Here is a 21,648-nt window from a genome sequence, read left to right as displayed (position 1 = left end):
AGCCCACTCCGGCGGAACATCGCGAGGCCTTCCGAGACAATCCACCGGCAGGTGCCATATGCGACCAAGCCGCAACCACGCCATATGCGACCAAACCACAACCAACCCGTATCCGATCGCCTCAGATCATGGCTGGCCACAGGTGCCCTTTCACCGCCTCGGCCGCTGCGGTCCTCGTCCAGGCCAGCCCCGCGTTCGCCGCCACGACGACGCTCTACGCCACGCCGAACGGAACGGGCACCGCCTTCGCCTCGACCAGCTGACCTCCACGGCCACCTCGGTCAAGGCACCGGTCTGGGTGCGGCTCACCCGCACCGCCACCCGGGTGTCCGGCTACTACTCCACCGACGGATCCACGTTCACCCAGATCGGCTCGGCGGTCACCCTGCCGTCCATGGCCGGCACCCAGGACGCCGGTGTCATCCACACCGCCCACAGCGCCACCGCCGGCAGTGCGACCTTCAGCAAACTGCAGATCGTCACCTCGCCCTGGCGCGCCTACAGCTCCATCCCCGCCGCGGTGGGCCAGAGCCAGGGAGTGACCTCCCTGACCAACGCGGGCATCGACACATGGGCCACGAGCATGCTGCACGACGACGAGTACTCCGCCGCCTACCAGCCGGCCGCCGCGGGAACCTCCTCCACCGTCACCGTCCACGTCGACAGCCAGGACAACACCAACGCCTGGGGCAAGGCCGGCCTGATGCTGCGCAACAGCGTCACCGGAGCCGGCTCGTCCACCGGGTACGCCTCCCTCGCCGTCACTCCCGGCAACGGCGTCAGCCTGCAGTGGGACTCCGACAGCGACGGCTACGTCGACAAGATCACCACCAAGACCGGTAAATCCGCCCCCCTCTGGCTCCGGCTGGTCAGGAACGGCACATCGGTCACCGGTTCCTGCTCCACCGACGGCACCACCTGGACCACCGTCGGCACCGCCACGCTGACCGGAGCGAACAGCAGCCTGCACGCGGGCACGTTCTTCACGGCCCACAGCCCCACACCCGGCACCGCGAGCTTCAGCCAGTTCTCCATCAGCTGACGCAGCGGAAGGGGCACCCGTCGCCGATCCGGCAGGCCCCCTTCAGCCGGACCGCGGCAGGACCGCCAGGCCCAGCGACGCCTGGCGGTCCTGCGCCACGCCGAGGAAGTGACGGAGACGTCTCGCTGCCCGCGGACAGGCATCGTCCCGGTCGGCAGGCAGCTCTGCAAGACCATGAAAGGAACAGCGGCAAGGTCCTCGACATCAACGGCTTCAGTCATCGCAGGGAGACTTCTCCACAGCAGTACACCTTCGCCGGCGCCAACAACCAGCTGTGGTACTTCCAGCCGGCCACCGGCGGGTACCTCATCTGCAACGTGGAGAGCAGACAGATACCGGGGGTGAGCGGCGGATCAACGACGAGCGGAGCCGCCATCGATGAGTGGATGGTGACGGTGCGCCCGGAAGGCGAAGACTTTCCGGTTGCACCGACCCCCGCGCCGCATACGGGACCTCGGCCTCGAAGCCGAGCAGGTGCCCGATGCTCGCGCGGCGCAGTTCGGCGGCGTGGTCCTCCGCCGACCCCACGGCAACGTCAAGCGGCTCCGGGACGGAAAGACCAGACGGCACAGCCGTGCGCACCCGGCCGCGTTCTGCGGGCCGACGTCATCGACGCGGCCCGGCTGCTGCGGCCAGTCAAGCGGCGGGCCATGCCCGCCAGCTTCCCGCCGCCGAGCAGCAGGCTACGACCAAGATCAATAGTACGCGCAATGGCGGCGCTATAGATCCCATGTATAGCGCTCCACTCACCGAATGAGTGACCCCTCGGGTCTAACGTACCCGCCCTGAACCTTCCATTTCCTCCCGTGACTTAGACCGGTATCGCCTCAACCGTAGACGCGGCCCTCGCAGTTGCCCTATAAATCCATCCGATGTCTTCTAGAGGGTGAAGCGGAACATGGCCGCCATGCCGGTGTTCCGCTCGTAGCGCCCTGCCCTCCCTCCCCCAACACATGGAGCCGCACCATGTCTTCTGCATCCCTCAGCAGACGCTCTCTGATGAAGGCCGCCGCCCTTGCCGGAGGAGTGGCGGCCTTCGGGCTGCCGCAGGCCCTGTGGCCCGCCACCGCCGAGGCGTACACCGTCCCCTCGAAGATGGACTGGTGGTACGAGGCCCGGTTCGGGATGTTCATCCACTTCGGGTCCTACTCGTACCTCGGCCAGGGCGAGTGGGTGTTTGCGCAGCAGCGGTGGAGCAAGGCGAACTACCAGACGCAGGTCAGCCAGAAGTTCAATCCGACCCAGTTCAACGCGGCCGCCATCGCCGAACTCGCCAAGAACGCCGGCATGAAGTACCTCGTGATCACCGCCAAGCACCACGAGGGCTACGCGATGTGGGACTCCGACGTGGCGAGCTTCACCGACACCACCGGCACCAAGCTGTACAACCTGCACGACTACAGCGGCTTCCAGACCGACCTGCTCGGGGACCTCAAGAGGGAGTGCGAGAGCCGCGGGATCAAGTTCTGCCTGTACTACTCGATCCTCGACTGGAACCATCCTTCACAGACCGAGCGTCACGAGGGCGGTCTCACCACGATGTCCTCGCAGGCCGCCCGCACCGCCTACATCGCCGACATGAAGGCACAGCTCCAGGAACTGCTGGACCGCTACGACCCGGCACTGCTGTGGTTCGACGGCGACTGGTCCGGCGAGCCCTCCAGCCCCACCCTGGAGGACTGGTGGCTGAAATCGGACGGCGTCGACCTCTACAACTGGCTGATCGCCCGCAAGCCCGGCCTCATCGTCAACGAACGGGTCAAGCGGGACCTCGGTCTCGGCGACTACGCGGTCGCGGAGTTCGGCATACCCGCCACGCCGATGAACCGGCAGTGGGAGAAGTGCGCCACCATGAACGGCTCCTGGGGTTACAACGCGGGCTTGGAGACCCGCTACAGGCCCTTGAAGGACCTCGTCCGGGAACTCGTCACGGTGGTCTCCCGGGACGGCAACTACCTGTTGAACATCGGCCCCACGGGCGAGGGCCTGGTCACCGCCGGAACCGAGTCCGTCCTGAACGGCCTGGCCTCATGGATGTCGACGTACAGCGACAGCATCCACGGGACCAGCGGCAGCCCGTTCACCTTCGAACCGGGGTGGGGGAAGGTCACCAAGAAGAGCGGCAAGCTCTTCGCCCATGTCTTCACCTGGCCCACGAACGGCCAGCTGCGGATCCCGGCACTCGACAACACGATCAGCCGCGTCTACCTGCTGGACAACCCCTCGGTCTCGCTCTCGTACACCGTCAGCGGCGGCACCATCGACGTCACCGTGCCGGCCACCGCGCCGAACGCCAACGTCTCCGTGGTGTGCGTCGAGGTCCTGGGCATGCCCATCGGGGTTTCCACGTCAGCGACGTTGTTCCAGGACGTCAGCTACCAAGGCAACAGCGCCATTCTGCCGCTGGGCAGCTACACGTCCTCCCAGCTGTCCGCCGCGGGCCTGGGGCCCGCCATGGCCTCCTCCATCCTGGTACCCGACGGCTACCAGGTGACGGGCTACTCCGGCGACAACTTCACCGGCACCGCCTGGACATTCACCTCGAACGCCCCCGACCTCGTGGCGACCGGCAACAACGACGCGATCAGATCACTGAAGGTGACGTTCAGGCCCGACAAGTACTACCGCCTGACCAATGTCACCAGCCGCTTGGTGCTGGACAGCGGCGGCAATGTCGCCAGCGGCTCGAACCTGAAGCAGTGGTCGCCGGGAAGCAGCTCCAATCTCCAGTGGCAGGCAGTGGAACTCGGCGACGGTTACTACAAGCTCGTCAACCGCACCAATGGCATGGTCGCCGACGGCTGGGGCGCCACCGCCAACGGCGACCCGGCCCGGCAGAAGGCCTGGGACGGCAGCGCAACGCAGCAGTGGCTGATCACCCCCCGCGGCAAGGGCCAGTACTCGATCGCCAACCGCAGCACGGGACTGGTCCTCGACAGCGGCGGAAATGTCGCCTCCGGGTCCGTGACCAAGCAGTGGAAGTGGCAGCAGAGCACCAACCTGCTGTGGACGTTCAGCCCGGTCGCCTGACCGGCGCCACCCCGGTGGCCCACCTTCCCGCCCGGTCGGGGCTGCGGCACACGACCGGGCGGGAAGCGCCGCAGGACGGCAAGCCGGTTCCCTGCCCAAGAACAGCGGGGGCACTGGCTCGTGCGCTGCATCTGCGAGTCGAGGAGTTACCGAAGTTGCGGCAGCAGGCGGGGGCGGGACGCGGTCGGCACCGGAACGTCCAACCGTAGAGTGGGAACCGCACGCCACGGAGGTCGATCCGGCCGTGTGAGTCAAACGCCGGCGAGCACCGCCACCGCCTTCACCAGCTATGCGAGTGGATAGGGGTTTGTCTTCACCTGAACGTGTGGCAGTGCGGCATCCCGGTCGGCCGGCGGCCATGGGCGCGTTGGCCTGGGCGCCGTGAGCGAGCGCAAGTCCTACAAGGCCGACGTGAGCGACGAGCAGTGGGCGCTGGTCGAGCCTGTGATCGCCGCGTGGAAGGCGGCTGGCTCACTCCCGATGAGATGCGAGCCTGCAGCAACTTCATCGACTGCTCGACCCTGCTGAGCGACTGCCTCGATCAGCAGTTACGGCGCGACGCCGACGTGACGCATGCGGATTACAGCCTCCTGGGACGCCTCTCCGCGCGCCCCGACCGCACGCTGGGGATGTCGGTGCTCGCCGAGCAGCTCAAATTCACGCGCAGTCGCCTGACGCGCGCGGTGATCCGCCGCGAGAACGTCGGCTACGTACGGCGCCGGGACGACCCGGCCGACCGGCGCGGTCAGTTGGTCGAACTCACAGAGGAAGGCATGGAGTTGCTGAATGGCGCGCGGTGTTCGACGCGCTCAGTCCAGAACAGGTGAAGCAGTTGGCGGCCATCACCGCCACCGTCATCGATTCTCTCGAGCAGGCCGACGAGGAGGACGCCTACCCGGCGGCTCTGCCCTGGCACCGCCGCTGACGCCCTCCGTAGCCGGCCAGCCGCCGGAACCATCTCGCTGGACGGCGGCTCCGGCGGCCCGCCTGCGCCCGAAATAGGTGGACAGGCCCACGGCCAGCAGGAGCGCGGCACCATGTCGACCCAGTCACTGGCACCGCACCGGCCAGCGTGAGGCCACTGACGGTCTCGGAGACGGCCGTCCCGCACGGTGTAGTCGCCGGTGACGGCGATGACCTCGCTGAGGCGGTGGCTGACGAGGATCACCGTCTGCCCCTGGTCGGCACGCCGGCGTACGGACTCCAGAAGGAAGCTCGCCTCGTGCTCGGGCAGGCTCGCCGTGGGTTCGTCGAGGACGAGGACGAGGACGTCCCGGTCGGTCTCCTGCAGTGCCCGCCCGGCGTGAAGCTCGGTCAGAAGCACATCCCCGTCCAAGCCGCGGGCGCCTACATCCCCGGGGGCCGCTACCCGCTGACCGCCTCCGCCCACATGACCATCGTCACGGCGAAGGTCGCGGGCGTGCCCCGGGTCGTCGCCGTCACCCGCCGATCCGCGGCGAGGTCCCTTCCGCGACCGTCGCCGCCGCGCACCTGGCGGGCGCCGACGACATCGTCAACATCGCGTCGGTCAGCGGCAAACGCCCCCTCCTCAACCGCACCCCCTGCATAGCCTCCAAGATGGCCCTGCTGGGCCTGACCCGCACCCTCACCGCTGAGGTCGGACCCCACGGTGTCGCCGTCAACTCCCTCTCCCCCGGCCCGGTGCGCGGCCCGCGCATGGACCGCAACTTCCGGCTGGAGGCCGAACTGACGGGCAGCACATCTGAAGAGGCCGAGCGGGCGTTCGCGTCCCGGGCGGCCCTGGGCAGACTGGTGGAGGAGGACGAAGTGACGAAGGCCCTGGTGGCGATGCTCGCCGTGCCCGGACTCTGCGGCGCGGACATCGACCTCTCGGCCGGCATGATCGCCCCCTCGTGACCCACGGCTCCGGCCCGTCCGTACGTACGTATGTGGACCCGTCCTGCCCGACGCGGAACGCATCGTCCTCAACCTGCACCGCGCGCCTGCGCCGAGACCACCGGCCACCCCTTCGGCCTGCCCCAGGCACTCACCGACGCGATCACCTGCAACTCGGGCCCCTTCCACGCCCAGGTCTGACCGGCGTCGGCCTGCCTCACGACGCGCGCACTGCCCCACCACCATTCGAGCCATAGCGGACGATCTTCATGAAGTCGTGGGCGTCCATCTGGATCCAGCCGCGGGACCGGGCGGTGTCGAGCAGCAGGGAGAAGTTGGTTCGTTGTCTGAGTAAATCTGCATAAGACGCTCGATAGCGCCATCCTGCGTGTCGTAGCCGGCCCCTGCCCTAGGCGCAGGTCAGCACGCCGGACACCGTCCGGCCGGATGCTGACCCTTTGCTGACCCGGAGGCGGACACCAGGGATCTGACCTGCGGAAACACCCAAACGCTAGATCTTGGACTTGAACATGGTACGAAACAGGGTCATGCACGAGCGTCCCCGGTCGTGCCACACCTCCGGGTGGGCGCAGGCCTCCTGGGCCTCCGGGCCGGTGAGGACGAAGCCGCGGGAGTCGAGGGCGATGCTGCCGGCGAGCCACTCGGTGTGGGGGTCAGCGCCGGTGAAGACGAACAGGCCCCCTACCGCGAGCCGGCGGTGCCCGCCCGTGCGGTTGTCGACCACGTCGAGCTCCTCCAGCACCTCCTGGCCGATGACCTCGGTGACCTCGGTGTGCAGCATGACCTCCACCTGCGGATGGCGCTCGACCTGGTCGACCAGGTAGCGGGACATGTTGGCCTCAAGGCTGGGTCCCCGGACCAGCAGGTGCACCTTCGGCGCGTACCCGGCGAGGAACAGCACCGCCTGGCCCGCCGAGTTGCCTCCGCCGACGACGGCCACCGGGTCGGTGCGGCACTGCTGGGCCTCGTAGACGGTCGCCGAGTAGTGGACGCTTGTTCCTTCCAGGCGTTCGATGCCGGGCACCTGGAGCCGGCGGTAGCGGGCGCCCGTGGCCCGGACGACGGCGCGGGCAGCGATCTCGCTGCCGTCGGCGAACGCCACCACGTAGTGGTCCTCGTCCTTGTGATGGAGAGCGGTCGCCTCGACCGGAATGCTGATCCTGGCGCCGAACTTGTCGGCCTGGAGCACGGCGCGTTCGGTGAGTTCGGCACCGGAGATGCCGGCGGGGAAGCCGAGCAGATTCTCGATGCGGGACGACGTGCCGGCCTGGCCGCCGGTGGCCATCGCCTCCACCACGGTGGTACTCAGGCCCTCCGAGGCGGCGTACACCGCGGCAGCGAGGCCGCCGGGTCCGGAGCCGACGATGAGGACGTCACCGTGACGGATTCCGGCGGGCAGTTGCGGCAGGCCGATGAGCCGGGCCAGTTCCGCGTTGCTGGGGTTGCGCAACAGGGTGGTGTCCCGCCAGATGACGAGCGGTGTCTCCTCCGGGCCGACGCCGAAGCGGCGCAGCAGGTCCTCGGCCTCCTCGTCGGTCTCCAGGTCGATCCAGCGGTGCGGCAGCCGGTTGCGGACGGCGAACTCGCGCAGCCGCCGGGTGTCGGGCGAGTAGCGCGAGCCGATGATGCGGAAGCCGGCCATCCTCGGTGCGGACCGCGGGACGCTCCTCGCCGGGCGCGCCGACTCGTACAAGTTTCACTGGGCTTTTCCTTGCGATGGGTGGTGGTCAGGTGGCTCGGGCGAGGGATGGGGGATGACCGTCACGGTGTGCCGGACTCACTCGGATGCCAGATCTCGGTCAGGTCCGCCCAGCTGCCCGGTGCCTCACTCCTTGGTCGCGCCGGCGAGCATGCCGGCCACGAGGGCGCGCTGGGTACGGTGCGGCCGGAAAGCCTTCGTCTTCCGGCCGCGCCGTCACCGTCCTGCGCTGGGTCACCCGGTCACTGGATCGTCCATGCCTGGTACAGGTGGTTCAGGGGCATCCACTGGCTGATGGCGGCTCCGTTCGTCGTCGATCCGGCACCCACCTCCAGGACCTGCCCGCTCTCGAAGTTGCGGATGAGGTATCCGCCGCTGGTCGGCTCGAAGTACCACAGCTGGTTGTTGCCGCCGCTGTAGGTGTACTGCTGCAGCGCGGACCCCCTCCGGTGACTGGAGCCGTTCATGTCGAGGGCCTTGCCGCTGTTGCGGTTCACGATCTTGTAGAGCTGACCGCTGACCGGGACGATGTTCCACTGCTGGTTGGTACCGCCGTTGCTCGGGTACTGGTTGACGCTCGCGCCGTTGGCGGTGGAGGCCTGGTTCACGTCCATCAGCTGTCCGCTGTTGGCGTTCTTGATCGTGTAGTACGTCGACGGGTTGGTGTTCGGCGTACTGGTCGCGTCCTCCAGCGCGCCGCCGGCCTGCTGGACACTGAAGTCGGCGATGAAGAAGTACGCGCCGTCGGTCTTGGCGACCCGCACGTAGCGGAACTTCTGGCGGACGTCGATGTCGCCCGTGAGCGTCGAGGCGAGCGGCAGGGTGGTGGCGCCCTGGCGTCCCAGCACGGTGTAGGTGGCGAAGGACGGGTCGTTGGAGCCACGGATCTCGAAGTTGCTGCGCGTCTCGGGCTGGTCGAGGTCCTGGCGGGTGGTCAGCGAGAACTGTCCGAGCTGGTAGGCCTGGCCGAGGTCGACCTGCCACCAGGCCGAGGTGTCGCTGCCGGTCGGCGACCAGCCGGTCGAGCCGTTGTTGTCGTTGGCCTTGGCCGCCACCCAGGCTGAGCTGTACACCGAGGAGGAGGATGCCGGCTTGTTGTAGGCGAGGTTGAGCTTCGTGGCCAGCCCCTGGTAGGCGGACTCCAGGCCGGATGCCTTGATCACTGAGTCACCGGACGTGGTGTTGTTGGTGAGCGTGACGTTGGTTCCGTTGTTGTTCTGGTGGATGGATTCCTCGGTGTGCGACAGCACGTTGTTCGACAGGGTCATGTTGTTCGACCCCTCGTCCAGGTAGATGCCGCTGACCGCGGAAGTGCAGGCGGCCGGTCCCCGCACCACGTCGTGGATGTAGTTGCCGTTGATGACCGTGCCCGGGTCGTTGGAGAGGTGGTAGATACCGGCGGAGTCGCACAGCCGGTTCATCACGTTGCCGATCCGGTTGTAGCTGACGCTGTTGTTGCCCTCGGCATTGGCCGCCGACTGCCAGCCCCAGCCCAGCGAGATGCCCGCCCACGGAGTGTCCGAGATGTCGTTGTGGTCGATGGCGGTGCTGTTGACGAAGCCCGCGTTGATGCCGGCGGTGCCCAGGTAGTCCTGACCGATCCGGGTGATCAGGTTGTTCTTCACGGTGACGTTCTTGACGACCTCCCGGGCGTCCTCACCGGCCGGCGAGGTGGGCGGGTTGTAGACGGTGTGGTACTCCACGGTCGGGTCGGAGAACTTGCCGACCATGATTCCGTTGCCGGCGATGTCGTAGATGAGGTTGCCGGTCACGGTGCTGTCGTGCACGCCGTGGTGCAGGTCGAGGGCGCTGGTGCCCATCTGTGTGAAGGTGTTGCCGGTGAAGGAGAGGCGGTCGGCGTTCGACGCCTGGACCCCGGCCGGCGGACGGCCGACGTACTGGTTGTTGGAGGTGTCGGCCGAGGTGTTGTAGTTGCCGCCCTGGGCGTTGAGGTAGCCGTTGTCCGTCGCTTCCATCCAGGTGGTCCGGGTGAAGGTGATCCCGGAGAAGCGCAGGTCGTGGGCGGGACTGTCGAGGCTTGTGCCCTTGATGTCGAAGAGCGTCTGCACCGTTGGCGCCTGCACGGTGGTCGTGGACATGTCCTCGCCGGGGCGGGGCTTGTAGTAGACGGTCTGCGCGGCCGTGTCGACGTAGAACTCGCCCGGTTCGTTGAGGAATTCGTGGGCGTTCTCGAAGTGCAGGGGAGAGCCGGCGGCGAGGTTCGGGTTGGGGCGCTGGAAGAGGATGCCCGCCTCGTGGTCCTGGATCGACACGTTGGCGGTGCCGTTGGCGGAGCTGGTCGACTTCAGCCGCAGGTAGCTCTCGCCCCACGCCGTTTCCAGCAGCATCTCGACCTGGTTGAGGTTGTTCCAGTTGGAGACCTGTGAGCTGAGCACCTTCAGCAGCTTGTTGGTCTTGTCGCTGCCCTGCAGCTGGAAGTCCGAGCCTAGGTCGGGGTAGCGGGCGCGGGTGGCGCGGACCCCGTTGACGTAGAGCTGCCGGAAGTTGAGGCTGCCCACGGAGGCCTTGTACTCGCCGCCCGCCGCCGAGGTCCAGCCGGTGATCGCCTTGCCGCCGGTGATCACGGGCGTCTCACCGTTGTACGCCTGTTAGACGACCGTGTGGCCGTTCGTGCCCGAGTCGCTGGTGCCGAAGCTGACCGGGCTGGTGAGGGAGTAGGTGCCGCCGCGCAGGTTCACCACGATGTCGTCGGACATGTTCGCGTTCACGGCCGCACCGCGTCCTGGGCGGCCTGGATGGTCTTGAACGCCGCGGCAGTGCTGGTTCCCGAGTTGCTGTCACTGCCGTTGACAGGGTCGACGTAGAAGTTGGTCGTGGCCGCGTAGGCGGGCGTAGCGGGCAACACGGCCGCGAAGACGACAGCCGCCGTTGCGAGCGCCTTGACCGTCCCCGCGCCGATGCGTGGAGGTCTCATCTGTGGTGTCCTTCCTGGAACCCCCGCCGCTTCCTATGAGTTGCATTTATTGGGGCAAGAAGGCACGCCAGTCAAGACGATAGGCACACCTATTTTCTGAGGACGTAACACCGATGACATATGGACTAACCGAGGTAGGTGTCACTCAGACGACTACGGCAGAGTGATCATCCCAGGCGAGAGGGCATCAAATCGGGAACGGTCATCCGCCGACCCACCCCTTCCAGCCCCCCGTCAAACCGGCGGCTGCAAAATGAGTAGTATTCATTTAGGATCCCGTCGCAGTCGATATCTCGCACAGCACGTGGGACGCTGAGCGACCGCGCCTGGCCTGCTTCGCGGAATTGCACCGGTGGCGGAGATCCTGGAGCGACGCTTCCCGCCGCAGCTCCCGGCCCTGGCCTCGCCACCGATTTGAGCTGTACAAAGTGGCATAACCGGCGTTCGACGCTTCGTTCGCTGTGATCAAGCCACGTCCTGATCCACAAGAAGCGCCCCAGTAGTGCTTCGTGTAGGTTCTGGTTCTGCGGGGGCGAGAAGGGGGCGGCCGCAGGCGGTGCAGGTGCCGTCCCAGCACCGCAGCAGGTCCTGTAACGCGTCGAGGACTTGGTCACCCAGCCGCGCCAGGTGCGGCCTTCGAAATGGTCCAGACCCAGGCCGTGTTTGAGTTCGAGGTAGTCGTGCTCGATGCGCCAGCGCATCTTCGCGAAGCGCACCAGATCGGCGACCGTAGTGGTGACGGGCAGGTTGGACATCCGGTGGGCTCGTCGGCTTCTTCCGGGGGTTCGACCAGCAGCGTCCGTAAGGGCAGCCCCCGTCCCACCTGCTGCGTCCACCGGCCTTTTCCTGGGCGGTGCGGGTGGCTTCCTTGCCCGACGGTCGCACCTGGAGCACCGCAAAGCGTGAGGTCATCGACCCTTTGCTGCCCTGGCGCCAGGTGACCGTCTCGACGCAGGCACCCGCCACGACCAGCTGAGGCAGGGGACGGGCCGGCTCGCGGTAGCGGGACAACGTAGGCGGGCCCAGGCCCTGGTAGGGCGGCAAGTACGGGACGGCTCAGCCGGGCGGGCGGTCTCTTTGGGCTCGACAGCCATGACGTAGGAACAGCTGCGTTCCTCCAGGGCCAGACGGAAGTAGACACCGCGGCCGTAGCCGGCATCGGCCACGAGCACCGGCACCGAGCCCAGCCGGCCAGCCTCTCCAACAGCCCCAACGCCAGGCGGGGCTTGGTCACATGCCCCCACATCCTCGGGCACTCCCGCAGCCGTGCGCCGTGGGACGTCGTGGGCCCATTCCTCGGGCAAAGGCGCCGAACTCGCCTGGCGGGTCTCGGCGAGCTTCACCCTGCCGGTGAGGGGGGCGACGCCCTGACCTCTGACGGGCCGGTCTGCGGGGCTGCTACTCCAGCCCTACCCGCCTATGCGGGGTCTGCAGGCAGATGCTGTCCTGGCCCGCTGTCGCCGACGACGGACAGGCCCCTGGCCGGGCCTTCCAATCCGTGGAAGGAATTCTTCGACAGGCGCCTGCCGGGCGATGACAGTGGAGATCACATTGTCAGTGATTCCGAGGTGATCAGCAATGACGACTCAGGCAACAGCACCGGTCAGAGCAGCCGAACACAAAGAACTCCGCCGCGCGTTCTCTCTCTTCCCCTCCGGGGTCACCGCGGTCGCCGCGCTCGTCGACGGGTCTCCGGTCGGTCTGGCCGCGAGTTCGTTCACGACTGTCTCCCTGGACCCGCCACTGGTGAGCGTCGCGTTCGGGAACCAGTCGCGGACCTGGGCGCGGCTGCGTGAAGTGAGGCAACTCGGCATCAGCGTCCTGGCGGACCAGCACGCGGACTACGCGCGCGTGCTGGCCGGGCCGGGCGACCGGTTCGCCGGCGCCGACTGGACCGCCACACCCGAGGGCGCGGTGCACATCGGAGGCAGCGCACTGGTACTGAACTGCTCGATCGCCGAACTCACCACGATCGGGGACCACGAGGTCGCGTTCCTCCTCGTGGAGGACGTGCGTGCGCAGTCGGCCGTCGAACCGCTGCTGTTCCACGGCAGCAAGTTCCGCCGCGTGACCGACGGCATGTAGTGAATGCGCGTGACCGACGGCATGTAGTGAACGCCCGATTTCCTGGTTAACATCGGGGATATCTGAGGTGGACGTACTTGGAGTCTCGATGGCGCAGAAGCCCGGCGGCGAGTCCAACAGCCACGTCGGGCGCGTGTTCGGCCTGATGGATCTCCTCGGCGCGGAAACCTCGCCGCTCACGCTCAGCGAGCTGGCGCGCCGCGCGGACCTGCCGATTTCGACGGCGCATCGGCTGCTGGGCGAGCTCGTCGCGTGGGGCGGCGTGGAGCGGACCGAGTCGGGGACGTACCGGCTGGGAGAGAAGATCTGGCGCCTGGGCGTGTCCTCGGCCTGGGAGCGCGAGCTGCGCAGGACCGCCCTCCCGTTCGCCAATGAACTCGCCGCGCGCACCGGGGCGGCCGTCGCTCTGAGCACGATGATCGGCGACCGGCTCGTGTGTATCGACACCGTGCGCGGCAAGCTCGACAGCATCCGCCTGACGCACGCCGGCGACGAACTCCCGCTGTTCGCGACCAGCGCGGGCAAGCTGTTGATGTCGACGGTGGACAAGACCGCGCTCTCCGAAGCGCTCCGTACGCGCCTGGAGAGGCACACGCCGTACACGCAGGTCCTGCCGCGCCTCGTCGTGGCACAGGTCGAAGCCGCGCGACAGGCCGGGTACGCCATCGCCCGCGCGGAGAGCTCCCCCGGGCAGTCCTCGCTCTCCGTGCCCGTGGCGACCGGGATCGACCGCACTCCGATGGCACTGACGGCGCTGGTCCCCGCGTCTGACGCGAACCTCCCGCGGCTGATCCCCCCGCTGCGGGAGTACGCCCAGCTGATCTCCCGGGAGATCGCGAACCCCGGCTGATCATCCGGGGCGTTTCCGCATACTGGAAAGATCTCCTCGACCGCCCTCCCGCCTCCCGCGCATAGTGATCGAAAGGTCACGAACACCGGGAAGCGGAAAGGCCGTCTCATGTCTTTGGAACTAGGCATCTTCGACTCGTTCGATCTCGCCCACGGCAGTGTCGGGGAACTGCTCGACGACCGGTTCCGCTTCGCGCAGGAGGTCGAGCAGCTGGGGTTCGCGCACTATCACGTGACCGAGCACCACGGCACGCCGCTCTCGGTTGTCCCGTCGCCCAACCTCTTCGTCGCGGCCCTGAGCCGGATCACCAGCACGCTGCGCATCGGCACCCTGGTGAACGTCCTGCCCGCCTACGAGCCGTTCCGCCTGGCCGAGGAGATCGCCACGCTGGACCAACTCTCGCACGGCAGGCTCGACTTCGGCGTCGGCCCCGGTGTCAGCCCACTGGAACTCGGCATCCTGGGCGTCCAAGGCGATCAGGCCCGTGCGATCTACGAGGAGACGCTCACGGCGGTGACGACGGCGCTGCGCACCGGCCGGATGAAGCATCGGGGAACCCTGCTGCGCGATTACGACGCGGCGCTGTCCGTGCTCCCGGTCCAGAGCCCGTACCCGCAACTGTGGTACGCCTCCGGCAGCGCGGCCACCGCGGAGTGGGCGGCATCCAACGGCATCAACTTCGTCACGCGCTGGGAGAACGGCCGGGTCGCCGAGGTGGGCAACACCTTCTGGACGACCTGGGAGAAGCACCGCGCCGACGAGGACCGGCTCAATCCCATCACCGGCCGGCCGCGTCTGGGCATCTCCAGCCCCGTCGTGATCGCGGGCAGCCGGGCCGAGGCGGAGGACGTCTTCCACCGCGCGAGCGACCTGTTCCAGCAGCGCATCCTGCACCTGTGGCACGAGAACGACGACCACCGGCTGGACGGTGTCTTCTCCGCTGAGAAGCTCCTCGCCAAGGGCAACGCGTTCGTCGGCACCGCGGACTCCGTGCGCGACGAGATCGTGGCGCAGATCGAGGCGTCCGGCATCAACTACCTCGAACTGTCGATCATCTTCGGCGACATCGGGCTCGCAGAAGCCACCGCCACCGCCAGGGCCGTCGCCGACCACGTCGCCCCGGCAGCCCGCGAGGCCGCACAGAAGACGCTGAGCCTCCGAGGAGTCCCGGTCGCATGACGAAAGGCACCACGATGCGTGTGCGCGTCGAATCAGGAGAGCTCGAAGGGATCGTCGAGGACGGTGTGGCCGCGTTCCTCGGTGTTCCCTATGCGGCCGGTCCTACGGGCGGGTCGCGATTCCTCCCGCCCACCCTGCCGCCCAGGTGGGAGGGTGTCAGGCCGGCGACCCGATTCGGGGCGACCGCACCGCAGCCGGGAAGCCTTCGAGCTCGGATGGTCCTCGGCCAGTCCGGACCGTCCGGCCCCGACTACCTCGTACTCAACGTATGGACACCACAGTCGGACCGGCGAGCGAATCTGCCGGTGCTCGTATGGATTCACGGCGGCGCGTTCACCAACGGATCGGGCGACGTGCCCGCACTGCGTGGAGCGACGCTCGCCAAAGACACCGAAACCGTCGTCGTCACCGTCAACTACCGGCTCGGCCCACTCGGCTTCGCCTCGCACCCCGAACTGACCGGCGACCACACCAACCTCGGCCTGCTCGACCAGAGGGCCGCGCTCGACTGGGTCGGCCGCAACATCACCGCGTTCGGCGGCGATCCCAGCCGTGTCACCCTGGCCGGGGATTCGGCAGGCGCGATGAGCGCGGCCATACAGTCCGTACTGCCCGGCGCCGACACACCAATCGCCGCACTGTCCCTGCACAGCGGAGTCCCCCGCCTCACCGAACCGGACTCCGCAGCCGACGTCGTGCAGCGCCTGGCCGCACAGCTCGACGTATCTGTCCGACAGCTGGCAGAGCTCGATGACAGTACTCTGATCGCCGCCGCGTCCGCGATCGCCCCGACCCACCGCTTCGGCCCTGTCGCCGCGGGCGAACTCGCAAACGGCCTCCCCGCGCCCTCCGCGATCCCGACCAGGCTCAACACGACGTCCGACGAGGGCACGTTCTTCATGCTCGACGAACGCTCCCCGCGCCGGCTGACGTCGACCGAGGCCGAAGCCCTGGCCGCGGCGATGCTGCCCGGCGACGGCCACCGCCGCTACAAGGCAGCAGCCCTCTCACTCCCGACAGCCAGAGCAGACGACCCGCACTGGGCGCTGTCCGCCGCCGTGACCAGCGCCCTTTTCGAAGAACCCGCCGACGCCTGGGCCAGCGCCGCACCAAACCGCGTCTGGCGCACCCGCTACAGCCGCCCCGCGCCCCTGTGGGACGGCTGGCTCGGCGCCACCCACACCCTCGACGTGCCCGTACTGTTCGGCAACCATCGCCACCCCGAACTCGCCCGCCTCTACGCAGGCGATGAAGGAATCGACGAAGTCTCCATCCGCCTACGACGCGACATCCGAGCCTTCCTCTACGGTCACCCGCCGACGACAGAGCGACCAGACGAGGGAGTGTCTAATCAACGGCGGATCTGTTGATCATGGAGACGCCAAGTGAGTGAGATGACGATCGAGCACGAGTCCGTGGCTGAGCTGGTCGGTGCGGCCACGACGGACGAGCAGTTGATCGCGATGCTGGTCGACCGGGCTCGGAGCGAGGGCCTGCAACTGACCCGATGGCGGGCTGTTGCAGCAGCTGACCAAGCGGGTGCTGGAATCTGCCCTGGAGGGCGAGATCACCGATCACCTCGGCTATGAGAAGCACGAGGCGGCCGGGAAGAACAGCGGGAACAGCCGTAACGGCACCCGGGCGAAGACAGTGCTGACCGACGTCGGCCCGGTTGAGGTCAGGGTGCCCCGGGACGCGGCCGGCAGCTTCGAGCCGCAGATCGTCAAGAAGCGGCAGCGCCGGCTGACCGGAGTGGATGAGATGGTGCTGTCCCTGTCCGCGAAGGGCCTCACGCACGGGGAAATTTCCGCGCACCTGGCCGAGGTCTACGGGGCCGAGGTCTCGAAGCAGACCATCTCCACGATCACCGACAAGGTGATGGAGGGCATGGCCGAATGGCAGAACCGCCCACTGGACCGCGTCTATCCGGTCCTGTCACCGTGCCACCTCATCATCCGGACGGCGGCAGGAACGAACGATTTAGCCCTGGAAGCGACTCCGAGCCGCACCACCTCCACCATGCCGTCGCCGGCTCCAAGAGGCGTGTCTTTCGACATCAGGAGCGCGCAAACGCCTGGCCAGCGTCACCCAACGTGACCAACGAGGTTAAGGAACAAGGTCAGAAGCATGTGCCAGATCCGGTGATCTGCGGCACTCCGTGCCAGTTGGCCTGTAGCGAGGAGTGTCCGACTCTCGGTCTGAGGAGGGACTCAGGTCCCTGGTATCCCCCCTCTGACCATGGAGCGGAGTGCAGCGGCGGGTGACGTGCCATCAGCTTCCTCCAGCCAGGCTGGGACGGATGGACGCGGAACCCGGCCACCCGGATGAGTGACAGTCGCATCACGGCATGACGGGGCGAGGCGACGAGCCATGAGGGTGATGAAGGTCCAGGTGATGTGGGCCTCGCTGTGGGAGATGAGCCGTTCGTAGTCGCGGACGTTTCTCCTGGCCCTCATGATCCACGAGATGAACCCCGGCCCGGCGTTGCGCCCAGACTCTTCTCCGCACCACTGACATCACCAGACTTCAGCCGACATGGCCGAATCCGGACCCTGTTGAACTGCCGCAGCATCTACCCCTGTCCCGTCTCCGATGAGCTGGTCCGGGTGCAGGGCCGTCGCCTGCGGCGACCGGATCGATTGAGACGCCGCATCGCCGGCGATCCCAGTCGATCGGGTCCTGGTCGGACGGATGCCTCCGGCTGTCTCATCCGATCCGGTCCGTCCGCACCGTTTCGTGGACCCGCCGGAGCTTCGTCGGCTCAGGGCAGTTCGTGGTCACCAGGGGACGACGCCGTCGTCCTCGAAGAACGAACCGCTCGGGCCGCCTTCGGGCAGTGTGGCGAGCCGGATCGCTGTGGCCGCGCCCTGTTCGGGGGTGCGGGGTCCGTGGAAGCCTGTGAAGTCGGTGGCGACCAGGCCCGGGCAGGCGGCATTGATCAGGATGTTCGTACCGGTGAACTGCCGGGCGTACTGGACGGTGAGGGCGTTGAGGAACGACTTCGACGGCGCGTAGGCCGCCATGATTGGGCCGATCTCGGTGTCCGGGTCCGCCTGCCGGGCCAGGGAGCCGACGCTGCTGGAGACGTTGACGATGCGTGGCGAGGCCGAGCGCCGCAGCAGCGGCAGCATCGCGTTGGTCACCCGGACGACACCCATGACGTTGGTGTCCACGACCGTGCGGAGCACCTCCAGGTCGAGCGCGGTCGGGTCCTGCTCCCACCCCGGGCCCATCTCGCCCGAGATGCCGGCATTGTTGACCAGGGCGTCCAGGCGCCCGGCCAACCGTTCGACCAGCTCCGCGGCATCGGTGACGCTCCGGTCGTCGGTCACGTCCAGCGGTACCCCGAACGCGTCCACGCCGAGGGCGCGCAGTTTTCCGACGGCGGTTTCGCGTCGGGTCTCGTCACGGGCTCCCACGCCCACGCGGTAGCCGAGGCTGCCCAGCCCGGCCGCGATCTCGTACCCGATGCCCTTGTTCGCGCCGGTCACCAGCGCGATCATTGTTTCGCTCATGCGGATGATGGTGGCCCTCGGACGAGTGGCGCGGCCAACACCGATACGGTGCCCTGTCATACCTGCCAGGTATCACCACGTATGCTGCGGCCGTGGACACCCTGGAAACCCGCGAGTTGAGGTACTTCGTGGCCGTCGCCGAGGAACTGCACTTCGGGCGCGCCGCCGAGCGCCTCGGCATGGCCCAGCCGCCGCTGTCGCGGGCGATCCAGCAGCTCGAACGGCGCCTCGGGGTCTGCCTGCTGCAGCGCAACCGCCGTGGTGTCCGCCTGACCGGTGCCGGAGAGGTGCTGCTGCACGAGGGCAGGGCAGCCCTCGACGCGACCGTCGCCGCCGCTCGCCGAACCCGGCGCGCGGGCGGTGCCGACAGCCCCGGCGGCCCCCGCAATCGGCTGGTCCTCGCGGTAAAGGCCGCCGCGTCCCACGAACTACTGCGGAAACTTCTCGACGCCTACGCGGCCGAGCCCGGCAGTGCCGAGATCGAGGTACTGCCTTGCGGCATCTGCGAGCAGGAAGAGCTGCTGCGCGACGGACGCGCCGATGTCGCGCTCATGCACACGCCGTGGAACTCCCTCGCCGGCTTCGACAGCGAGGCACTGACGACCGAGGGGCAGGTCGCCGTCCTGCCGGTCGGGCACCCCCTCGCCGCCCGCGAGACCTTGTCCCTGGCCGATGTCAGGGACGTCCCCGATCTGCCGCTCGCCCGCTGGCCCACCCGCGGCGCCTACGCGCCCGGCCCTGGCCCCGAGATCCACAACCAGACGCAACTGGCCCAGCTGATCGCCCTCGGACGCACCGTGGCGGTCGTCCCCGACTCCGCCCGCTCCTGGCTGTGGGCCGAGCACACAGCCGTCCCCTTGACCGACGCACCTCCCGTCGTGACCCACATCGTCTGGCCTGCGCACAGCCGCTCCCTCACCCTGGCCGGCCTGGTCCGCACGGCCGCACGGCTATGACCTGATCCTGCCCCCATCGGTCAGCACCCGGGAGGGCTCAGACACCACCGGGGTCTGCGGGACCGGAGAAGCAGACCCACGGGACCGGCGCAGGCCGCGGTGGTAGCGCCGGGGGGCGGCGCAGGCTGCCGCTGACGCGGCCGGAGTCGCGTGGTCTGGGGGCCAGGCCGGTGAAGCCGGCCAGGCGGTCGGGGCTGCCGAAGGCGTCCATGTCGCCGCCGGTGGCGGCGATGAACTCGGCCGCGAGTTTCGTGCCCATGCCGGGCAGGCTGCGGATCACCTCGGCGTGCGGATGCTCGCGAAACCGGGCCTCGATCAGGGCGTCGAGCTCGGCGATCTCCTCATCGAGGGCCATCACCCCCTTTGCGAGGCGGACCACCATGGCGGCGGCCAGCTTCTCGCCGGGCAGCGCGGTCTGCTGGGCCCGGGCAGCCTCCACGGCCGTCTTCGCCAGTGCGGCGGCGCCCCTGACCTTGCGGTTCTTCAGCCACGTCTCGATCCGGCTCGCTCCCGCCCGACGAATCGCGGCCGGGGTCCGGTAGCCGGTCAGCAGCATCACCGGCCCCCGGTTCGTCAGTTCCAGGGGCCGTTCCAACGCGGGGAAAATCTCCAGCAGTTGGGCACGGAGACGGTTGATCTGCCGGGTCCGGTCGAAGACCGCGTCCAGGCGGCGGGTGGTCAGGGTGCGCAGGTCGACGGCGATCTCGTCGCCTGGCCTCAGCAGGCCGAGATCGCGACGGACGCGGGCCTGGTCGGCGATGACGAAGGCGTCCTTCGCTCCAACGGGCAGGGCTCCGCGGTGTCCAGTCGATCATGTCGTGGGTGCCCCGCAGCACACACCCTCGACAGCCGCCCGGCACTGCGACGGGGCTCCGCCCGCGCACACCGGTCCAGGTTGACGCAACCACCTGGTTGCCATAATATCGCAACCAGGTTGTTGCTATACCTATGGAGGTAGCCATGGCATTCCCTGATCGCATCGAGCGGACCATCGAGATCGCGCACACGCCGGCCACGGTGTGGGCGGCGCTCACCACGGCCGAGGGACTTAGCGCCTGGTTCGGCCAGCAAGCGGGGATCGATCTGCGCCCGGGCGGCTCGGCCTGGATGAAATGGGACGGCGGCCACACCGCCGACATGCGGGTGGAACGGGTGGAGGAGCCGACTGTGTTCGGCTACACCTGGAAGGTCCCGGGGCTGCCCGAGGACGATCCGCGCCGCACCTATGTGGAGTTCACGCTCGAACCGGTCGCCTCCGGCACTCGGCTGAGGGTGGTCGAGACCGGCTTCGCCCAGCTCCCGGACGAGGTCCGCGGCAAGGAGTACGACGACCACACCAAGGGCTGGACGCACGAACTGGGCGAACTGGTCGACCACCTCGATGCCGCGGCCTGACACCGAGGCGATCGCCGAACAGGTCTTCGCCGCCCTGGCCGACCCGAGCCGGCGCGCCATCCTGGCCGCGCTGGCTTCGGGAGGGCCGGCCACGGCCACGGACCTGGCCGCGCGGCTGCCGATCACCCGGCAGGCGATCGCCAAACACCTGGTCCTGCTGGCCGAGGCCGGCCTGGTGACGGCCGAACCGGGCGAGCGGCGCCGGGTGCGCTACCGGCTGCGCTCCGCGCCGATGCAGGTGGCGCAACAGTTCCTGGCCGCGCTGGCGCGCGATTGGGACGGCCCGCTCGGTGCGCTGAAGGACCACCTCGACGACCAGGCGCGCGGATCCACGTAACCGGGACCGGCGCGGAAGGAGCTCCGATGGTGCACGCCGAATCCCAGCGACCGGCCGAGTCGGCGATCGCGGCGGGGGTGGCACTCGGGCTCGCCGCGGCCTGCTGGGCGGTCTCGCTCTGGCTGATGCGCGGCATGGACATGGGGCTCGCGACCAGGCCCGGGTCGTCGGGGCTGTTCGCCGCGACGTGGACGACGATGATGGCGGCGATGATGCTGCCGGGCGCGACTCCGGCACTGGCCAGGCATGTCCGCCGGAACGGCGGGTTGCGTGGTGCGCTGCCGTTCACCGGGTCCTACCTGGCCGTCTGGGTACTCGCAGGCGTGGTGGCGTACGCGCTGGACCGGCCACACGGGTCGGCGGCCGCCGGCGTGGTAGTGATCGCCGCGGGCGCTTATGAACTCACGCCGGTCAAGCGGCACTTCCGGGATCGCTGCCACGAGGACGCCGGTGGCGGACTCAGGTTCGGGTTGTACTGCGTCGGCTCCGGCATCGGGCTGATGGCGATGCTGGTGGCACTGGACGTGATGAGCCCGCTGTGGATGTCGGTGGTTGCCGTCCTCATGTGCGCCCAGAAGCTGCTGCCCGCGAAGATCGCGATCGACGTTCCAGCGGCCTTGGCGATCATCGCGCTCGGACTGGTGATCGTCGTCGCACCCTTCCTGGTCCCGGGGCTCGCACCACCACCGATGTAACGACAGGACAGCAGGACAAGTACCTCGAAAGAAACAAGAAACAAGACAAGGA

Annotated in this window: 20 protein-coding genes and 3 pseudogenes; 16 read left to right on the top strand and 7 right to left on the bottom strand. The window is 68.2% G+C overall.

All coding sequences use genetic code 11. The annotated features are described in order from the left end of the window. The first annotated feature begins 128 nt into the window (after positions 1–128). The 7 genes from ACIBTS_RS43320 to ACIBTS_RS43290 all read left to right on the top strand — a co-directional run bounded on the left by ACIBTS_RS43320 (position 129) and on the right by ACIBTS_RS43290 (position 5,950). The gene (locus ACIBTS_RS43320; RefSeq protein WP_399326640.1) at positions 129–263 is read left to right on the top strand and encodes a hypothetical protein; all 135 of its coding nucleotides are present in this window, start codon (positions 129–131) and stop codon (positions 261–263) included. 35 nt (positions 264–298) lie between these two features. Then, positions 299–1,042, top strand: coding sequence for a DUF1349 domain-containing protein (locus tag ACIBTS_RS43315; RefSeq protein WP_399326638.1), 744 nt, complete (start codon positions 299–301; stop codon positions 1,040–1,042). Continuing rightward, entirely contained in the window at positions 1,039–1,767 is a 729-nt protein-coding gene (locus ACIBTS_RS43310) for an RICIN domain-containing protein (protein ID WP_399326669.1), read from the top strand. Before ACIBTS_RS43315 ends, ACIBTS_RS43310 begins: the two co-directional genes overlap by 4 nt. A 241-nt stretch (positions 1,768–2,008) precedes the next feature. Beyond that, positions 2,009–4,072 (top strand): alpha-L-fucosidase, encoded by a 2,064-nt coding sequence (locus ACIBTS_RS43305; RefSeq protein ID WP_399326636.1) that lies wholly within the window; start codon positions 2,009–2,011, stop codon positions 4,070–4,072. Positions 4,073–4,527: 455 nt separating this feature from the next. Beyond that, positions 4,528–4,899: a MarR family transcriptional regulator gene (locus tag ACIBTS_RS43300; protein WP_399326634.1), complete on the top strand. Its 372-nt coding sequence runs from the start codon at positions 4,528–4,530 to the stop codon at positions 4,897–4,899. Positions 4,900–5,222: 323 nt separating this feature from the next. Continuing rightward, a complete protein-coding gene (locus ACIBTS_RS43295) occupies positions 5,223–5,642 on the top strand; it encodes a histidinol dehydrogenase (RefSeq protein ID WP_399326667.1) in 420 nt (139 codons plus the stop codon). Beyond that, a complete protein-coding gene (locus ACIBTS_RS43290) occupies positions 5,564–5,950 on the top strand; it encodes an SDR family oxidoreductase (RefSeq protein WP_399326665.1) in 387 nt (128 codons plus the stop codon). Before ACIBTS_RS43295 ends, ACIBTS_RS43290 begins: the two co-directional genes overlap by 79 nt. Before the next feature lie 520 nt (positions 5,951–6,470). On the opposite strand, the pseudogene ACIBTS_RS43285 reads toward ACIBTS_RS43290, so the two are convergent. The 5 genes and pseudogenes from ACIBTS_RS43285 to ACIBTS_RS43265 all read right to left on the bottom strand — a co-directional run. Further along, a pseudogene (locus ACIBTS_RS43285) lies at positions 6,471–7,589 on the bottom strand (FAD-dependent oxidoreductase); the annotation flags it as partial. Between the two features lie 302 nt (positions 7,590–7,891). Continuing rightward, the gene (locus tag ACIBTS_RS43280; protein ID WP_399326632.1) at positions 7,892–10,234 is read right to left on the bottom strand and encodes an RICIN domain-containing protein; all 2,343 of its coding nucleotides are present in this window, start codon (positions 10,232–10,234) and stop codon (positions 7,892–7,894) included. Between the two features lie 140 nt (positions 10,235–10,374). Then, positions 10,375–10,584 (bottom strand): hypothetical protein, encoded by a 210-nt coding sequence (locus ACIBTS_RS43275; RefSeq protein WP_399326630.1) that lies wholly within the window; start codon positions 10,582–10,584, stop codon positions 10,375–10,377. A 167-nt stretch (positions 10,585–10,751) separates the two neighbouring features. Continuing rightward, positions 10,752–11,339, bottom strand: coding sequence for a hypothetical protein (locus tag ACIBTS_RS43270; protein ID WP_399326628.1), 588 nt, complete (start codon positions 11,337–11,339; stop codon positions 10,752–10,754). A 153-nt stretch (positions 11,340–11,492) separates the two neighbouring features. Then, positions 11,493–11,927, bottom strand: coding sequence for a transposase (locus ACIBTS_RS43265; protein ID WP_399326626.1), 435 nt, complete (start codon positions 11,925–11,927; stop codon positions 11,493–11,495). Positions 11,928–12,162: 235 nt separating this feature from the next. On the opposite strand from ACIBTS_RS43265, the gene ACIBTS_RS43260 reads away from it, so the two are divergent. The 5 genes and pseudogenes from ACIBTS_RS43260 to ACIBTS_RS43240 all read left to right on the top strand — a co-directional run. Next, positions 12,163–12,669, top strand: coding sequence for a flavin reductase family protein (locus ACIBTS_RS43260; RefSeq protein ID WP_399326624.1), 507 nt, complete (start codon positions 12,163–12,165; stop codon positions 12,667–12,669). 88 nt (positions 12,670–12,757) lie between these two features. Continuing rightward, positions 12,758–13,519, top strand: a complete 762-nt coding sequence (locus ACIBTS_RS43255; protein ID WP_351579900.1) for an IclR family transcriptional regulator — start codon at positions 12,758–12,760, stop codon at positions 13,517–13,519. A 108-nt stretch (positions 13,520–13,627) separates the two neighbouring features. Continuing rightward, on the top strand, positions 13,628–14,698 hold the full coding sequence (locus ACIBTS_RS43250) for an LLM class flavin-dependent oxidoreductase (protein WP_399326623.1): 1,071 nt from the start codon (positions 13,628–13,630) through the stop codon (positions 14,696–14,698). Next, positions 14,695–16,068 carry a carboxylesterase family protein gene (locus ACIBTS_RS43245; protein WP_399326621.1) on the top strand — a complete coding sequence of 458 codons (1,374 nt, stop codon included), beginning with the start codon at positions 14,695–14,697 and terminating at the stop codon, positions 16,066–16,068. The genes ACIBTS_RS43250 and ACIBTS_RS43245 overlap by 4 nt, the downstream gene beginning before the upstream one ends. Positions 16,069–16,161: 93 nt before the next feature. Further along, a pseudogene (locus ACIBTS_RS43240) lies at positions 16,162–16,669 on the top strand (transposase); the annotation flags it as partial. Between the two features lie 806 nt (positions 16,670–17,475). Here ACIBTS_RS43240 and ACIBTS_RS43235 read toward each other — a convergent pair. Beyond that, positions 17,476–18,213 carry an SDR family oxidoreductase gene (locus ACIBTS_RS43235; protein ID WP_399326620.1) on the bottom strand — a complete coding sequence of 246 codons (738 nt, stop codon included), beginning with the start codon at positions 18,211–18,213 and terminating at the stop codon, positions 17,476–17,478. A 92-nt stretch (positions 18,214–18,305) separates the two neighbouring features. Between ACIBTS_RS43235 and ACIBTS_RS43230 the strand changes: the two genes are divergently transcribed. Further along, a complete protein-coding gene (locus ACIBTS_RS43230; RefSeq protein ID WP_399326618.1) occupies positions 18,306–19,169 on the top strand; it encodes a LysR family transcriptional regulator in 864 nt (287 codons plus the stop codon). 84 nt (positions 19,170–19,253) lie between these two features. Here ACIBTS_RS43230 and ACIBTS_RS43225 read toward each other — a convergent pair. Then, positions 19,254–19,950 (bottom strand): annotated as a pseudogene (locus tag ACIBTS_RS43225) (transposase); the annotation flags it as partial. A 179-nt stretch (positions 19,951–20,129) separates the two neighbouring features. On the opposite strand from ACIBTS_RS43225, the gene ACIBTS_RS43220 reads away from it, so the two are divergent. Genes ACIBTS_RS43220 through ACIBTS_RS43210 form a run of 3 tightly spaced genes read left to right on the top strand, consistent with a single transcriptional unit; the run spans position 20,130 to position 21,596 of the window. After that, positions 20,130–20,564 carry an SRPBCC domain-containing protein gene (locus ACIBTS_RS43220; protein WP_399326616.1) on the top strand — a complete coding sequence of 145 codons (435 nt, stop codon included), beginning with the start codon at positions 20,130–20,132 and terminating at the stop codon, positions 20,562–20,564. Further along, the gene (locus tag ACIBTS_RS43215) at positions 20,551–20,901 is read left to right on the top strand and encodes an ArsR/SmtB family transcription factor (protein WP_399326614.1); all 351 of its coding nucleotides are present in this window, start codon (positions 20,551–20,553) and stop codon (positions 20,899–20,901) included. Before ACIBTS_RS43220 ends, ACIBTS_RS43215 begins: the two co-directional genes overlap by 14 nt. Positions 20,902–20,927: 26 nt before the next feature. Further along, positions 20,928–21,596 (top strand): DUF2182 domain-containing protein, encoded by a 669-nt coding sequence (locus ACIBTS_RS43210; protein ID WP_399326612.1) that lies wholly within the window; start codon positions 20,928–20,930, stop codon positions 21,594–21,596. Positions 21,597–21,648 lie beyond the last annotated feature (52 nt).

It is taken from the genome of Streptomyces sp. NPDC050121, from assembly GCF_044460385.1.
Classification (GTDB): domain Bacteria; phylum Actinomycetota; class Actinomycetes; order Streptomycetales; family Streptomycetaceae; genus Streptomyces; species Streptomyces soliscabiei.
Note: the sequence above shows the minus strand (reverse complement) of the source record. Positions and strands in the feature narration are given on the sequence as shown.

Coding starts and splice junctions, on each gene's coding strand:
- ACIBTS_RS43320 (WP_399326640.1), top strand. CDS start 129: ATGGCTGGCCACAGGTGCCCTTTCACCGCCTCGGCCGCTGCGGTCCTC.
- ACIBTS_RS43305 (WP_399326636.1), top strand. CDS start 2,009: ATGTCTTCTGCATCCCTCAGCAGACGCTCTCTGATGAAGGCCGCCGCC.
- ACIBTS_RS43275 (WP_399326630.1), bottom strand. CDS start 10,584: ATGAGACCTCCACGCATCGGCGCGGGGACGGTCAAGGCGCTCGCAACG.
- ACIBTS_RS43270 (WP_399326628.1), bottom strand. CDS start 11,339: ATGTCCAACCTGCCCGTCACCACTACGGTCGCCGATCTGGTGCGCTTC.
- ACIBTS_RS43260 (WP_399326624.1), top strand. CDS start 12,163: ATGACGACTCAGGCAACAGCACCGGTCAGAGCAGCCGAACACAAAGAA.
- ACIBTS_RS43255 (WP_351579900.1), top strand. CDS start 12,758: ATGGCGCAGAAGCCCGGCGGCGAGTCCAACAGCCACGTCGGGCGCGTG.
- ACIBTS_RS43250 (WP_399326623.1), top strand. CDS start 13,628: ATGTCTTTGGAACTAGGCATCTTCGACTCGTTCGATCTCGCCCACGGC.
- ACIBTS_RS43245 (WP_399326621.1), top strand. CDS start 14,695: ATGACGAAAGGCACCACGATGCGTGTGCGCGTCGAATCAGGAGAGCTC.
- ACIBTS_RS43235 (WP_399326620.1), bottom strand. CDS start 18,213: ATGAGCGAAACAATGATCGCGCTGGTGACCGGCGCGAACAAGGGCATC.
- ACIBTS_RS43220 (WP_399326616.1), top strand. CDS start 20,130: ATGGCATTCCCTGATCGCATCGAGCGGACCATCGAGATCGCGCACACG.
- ACIBTS_RS43215 (WP_399326614.1), top strand. CDS start 20,551: ATGCCGCGGCCTGACACCGAGGCGATCGCCGAACAGGTCTTCGCCGCC.
- ACIBTS_RS43210 (WP_399326612.1), top strand. CDS start 20,928: ATGGTGCACGCCGAATCCCAGCGACCGGCCGAGTCGGCGATCGCGGCG.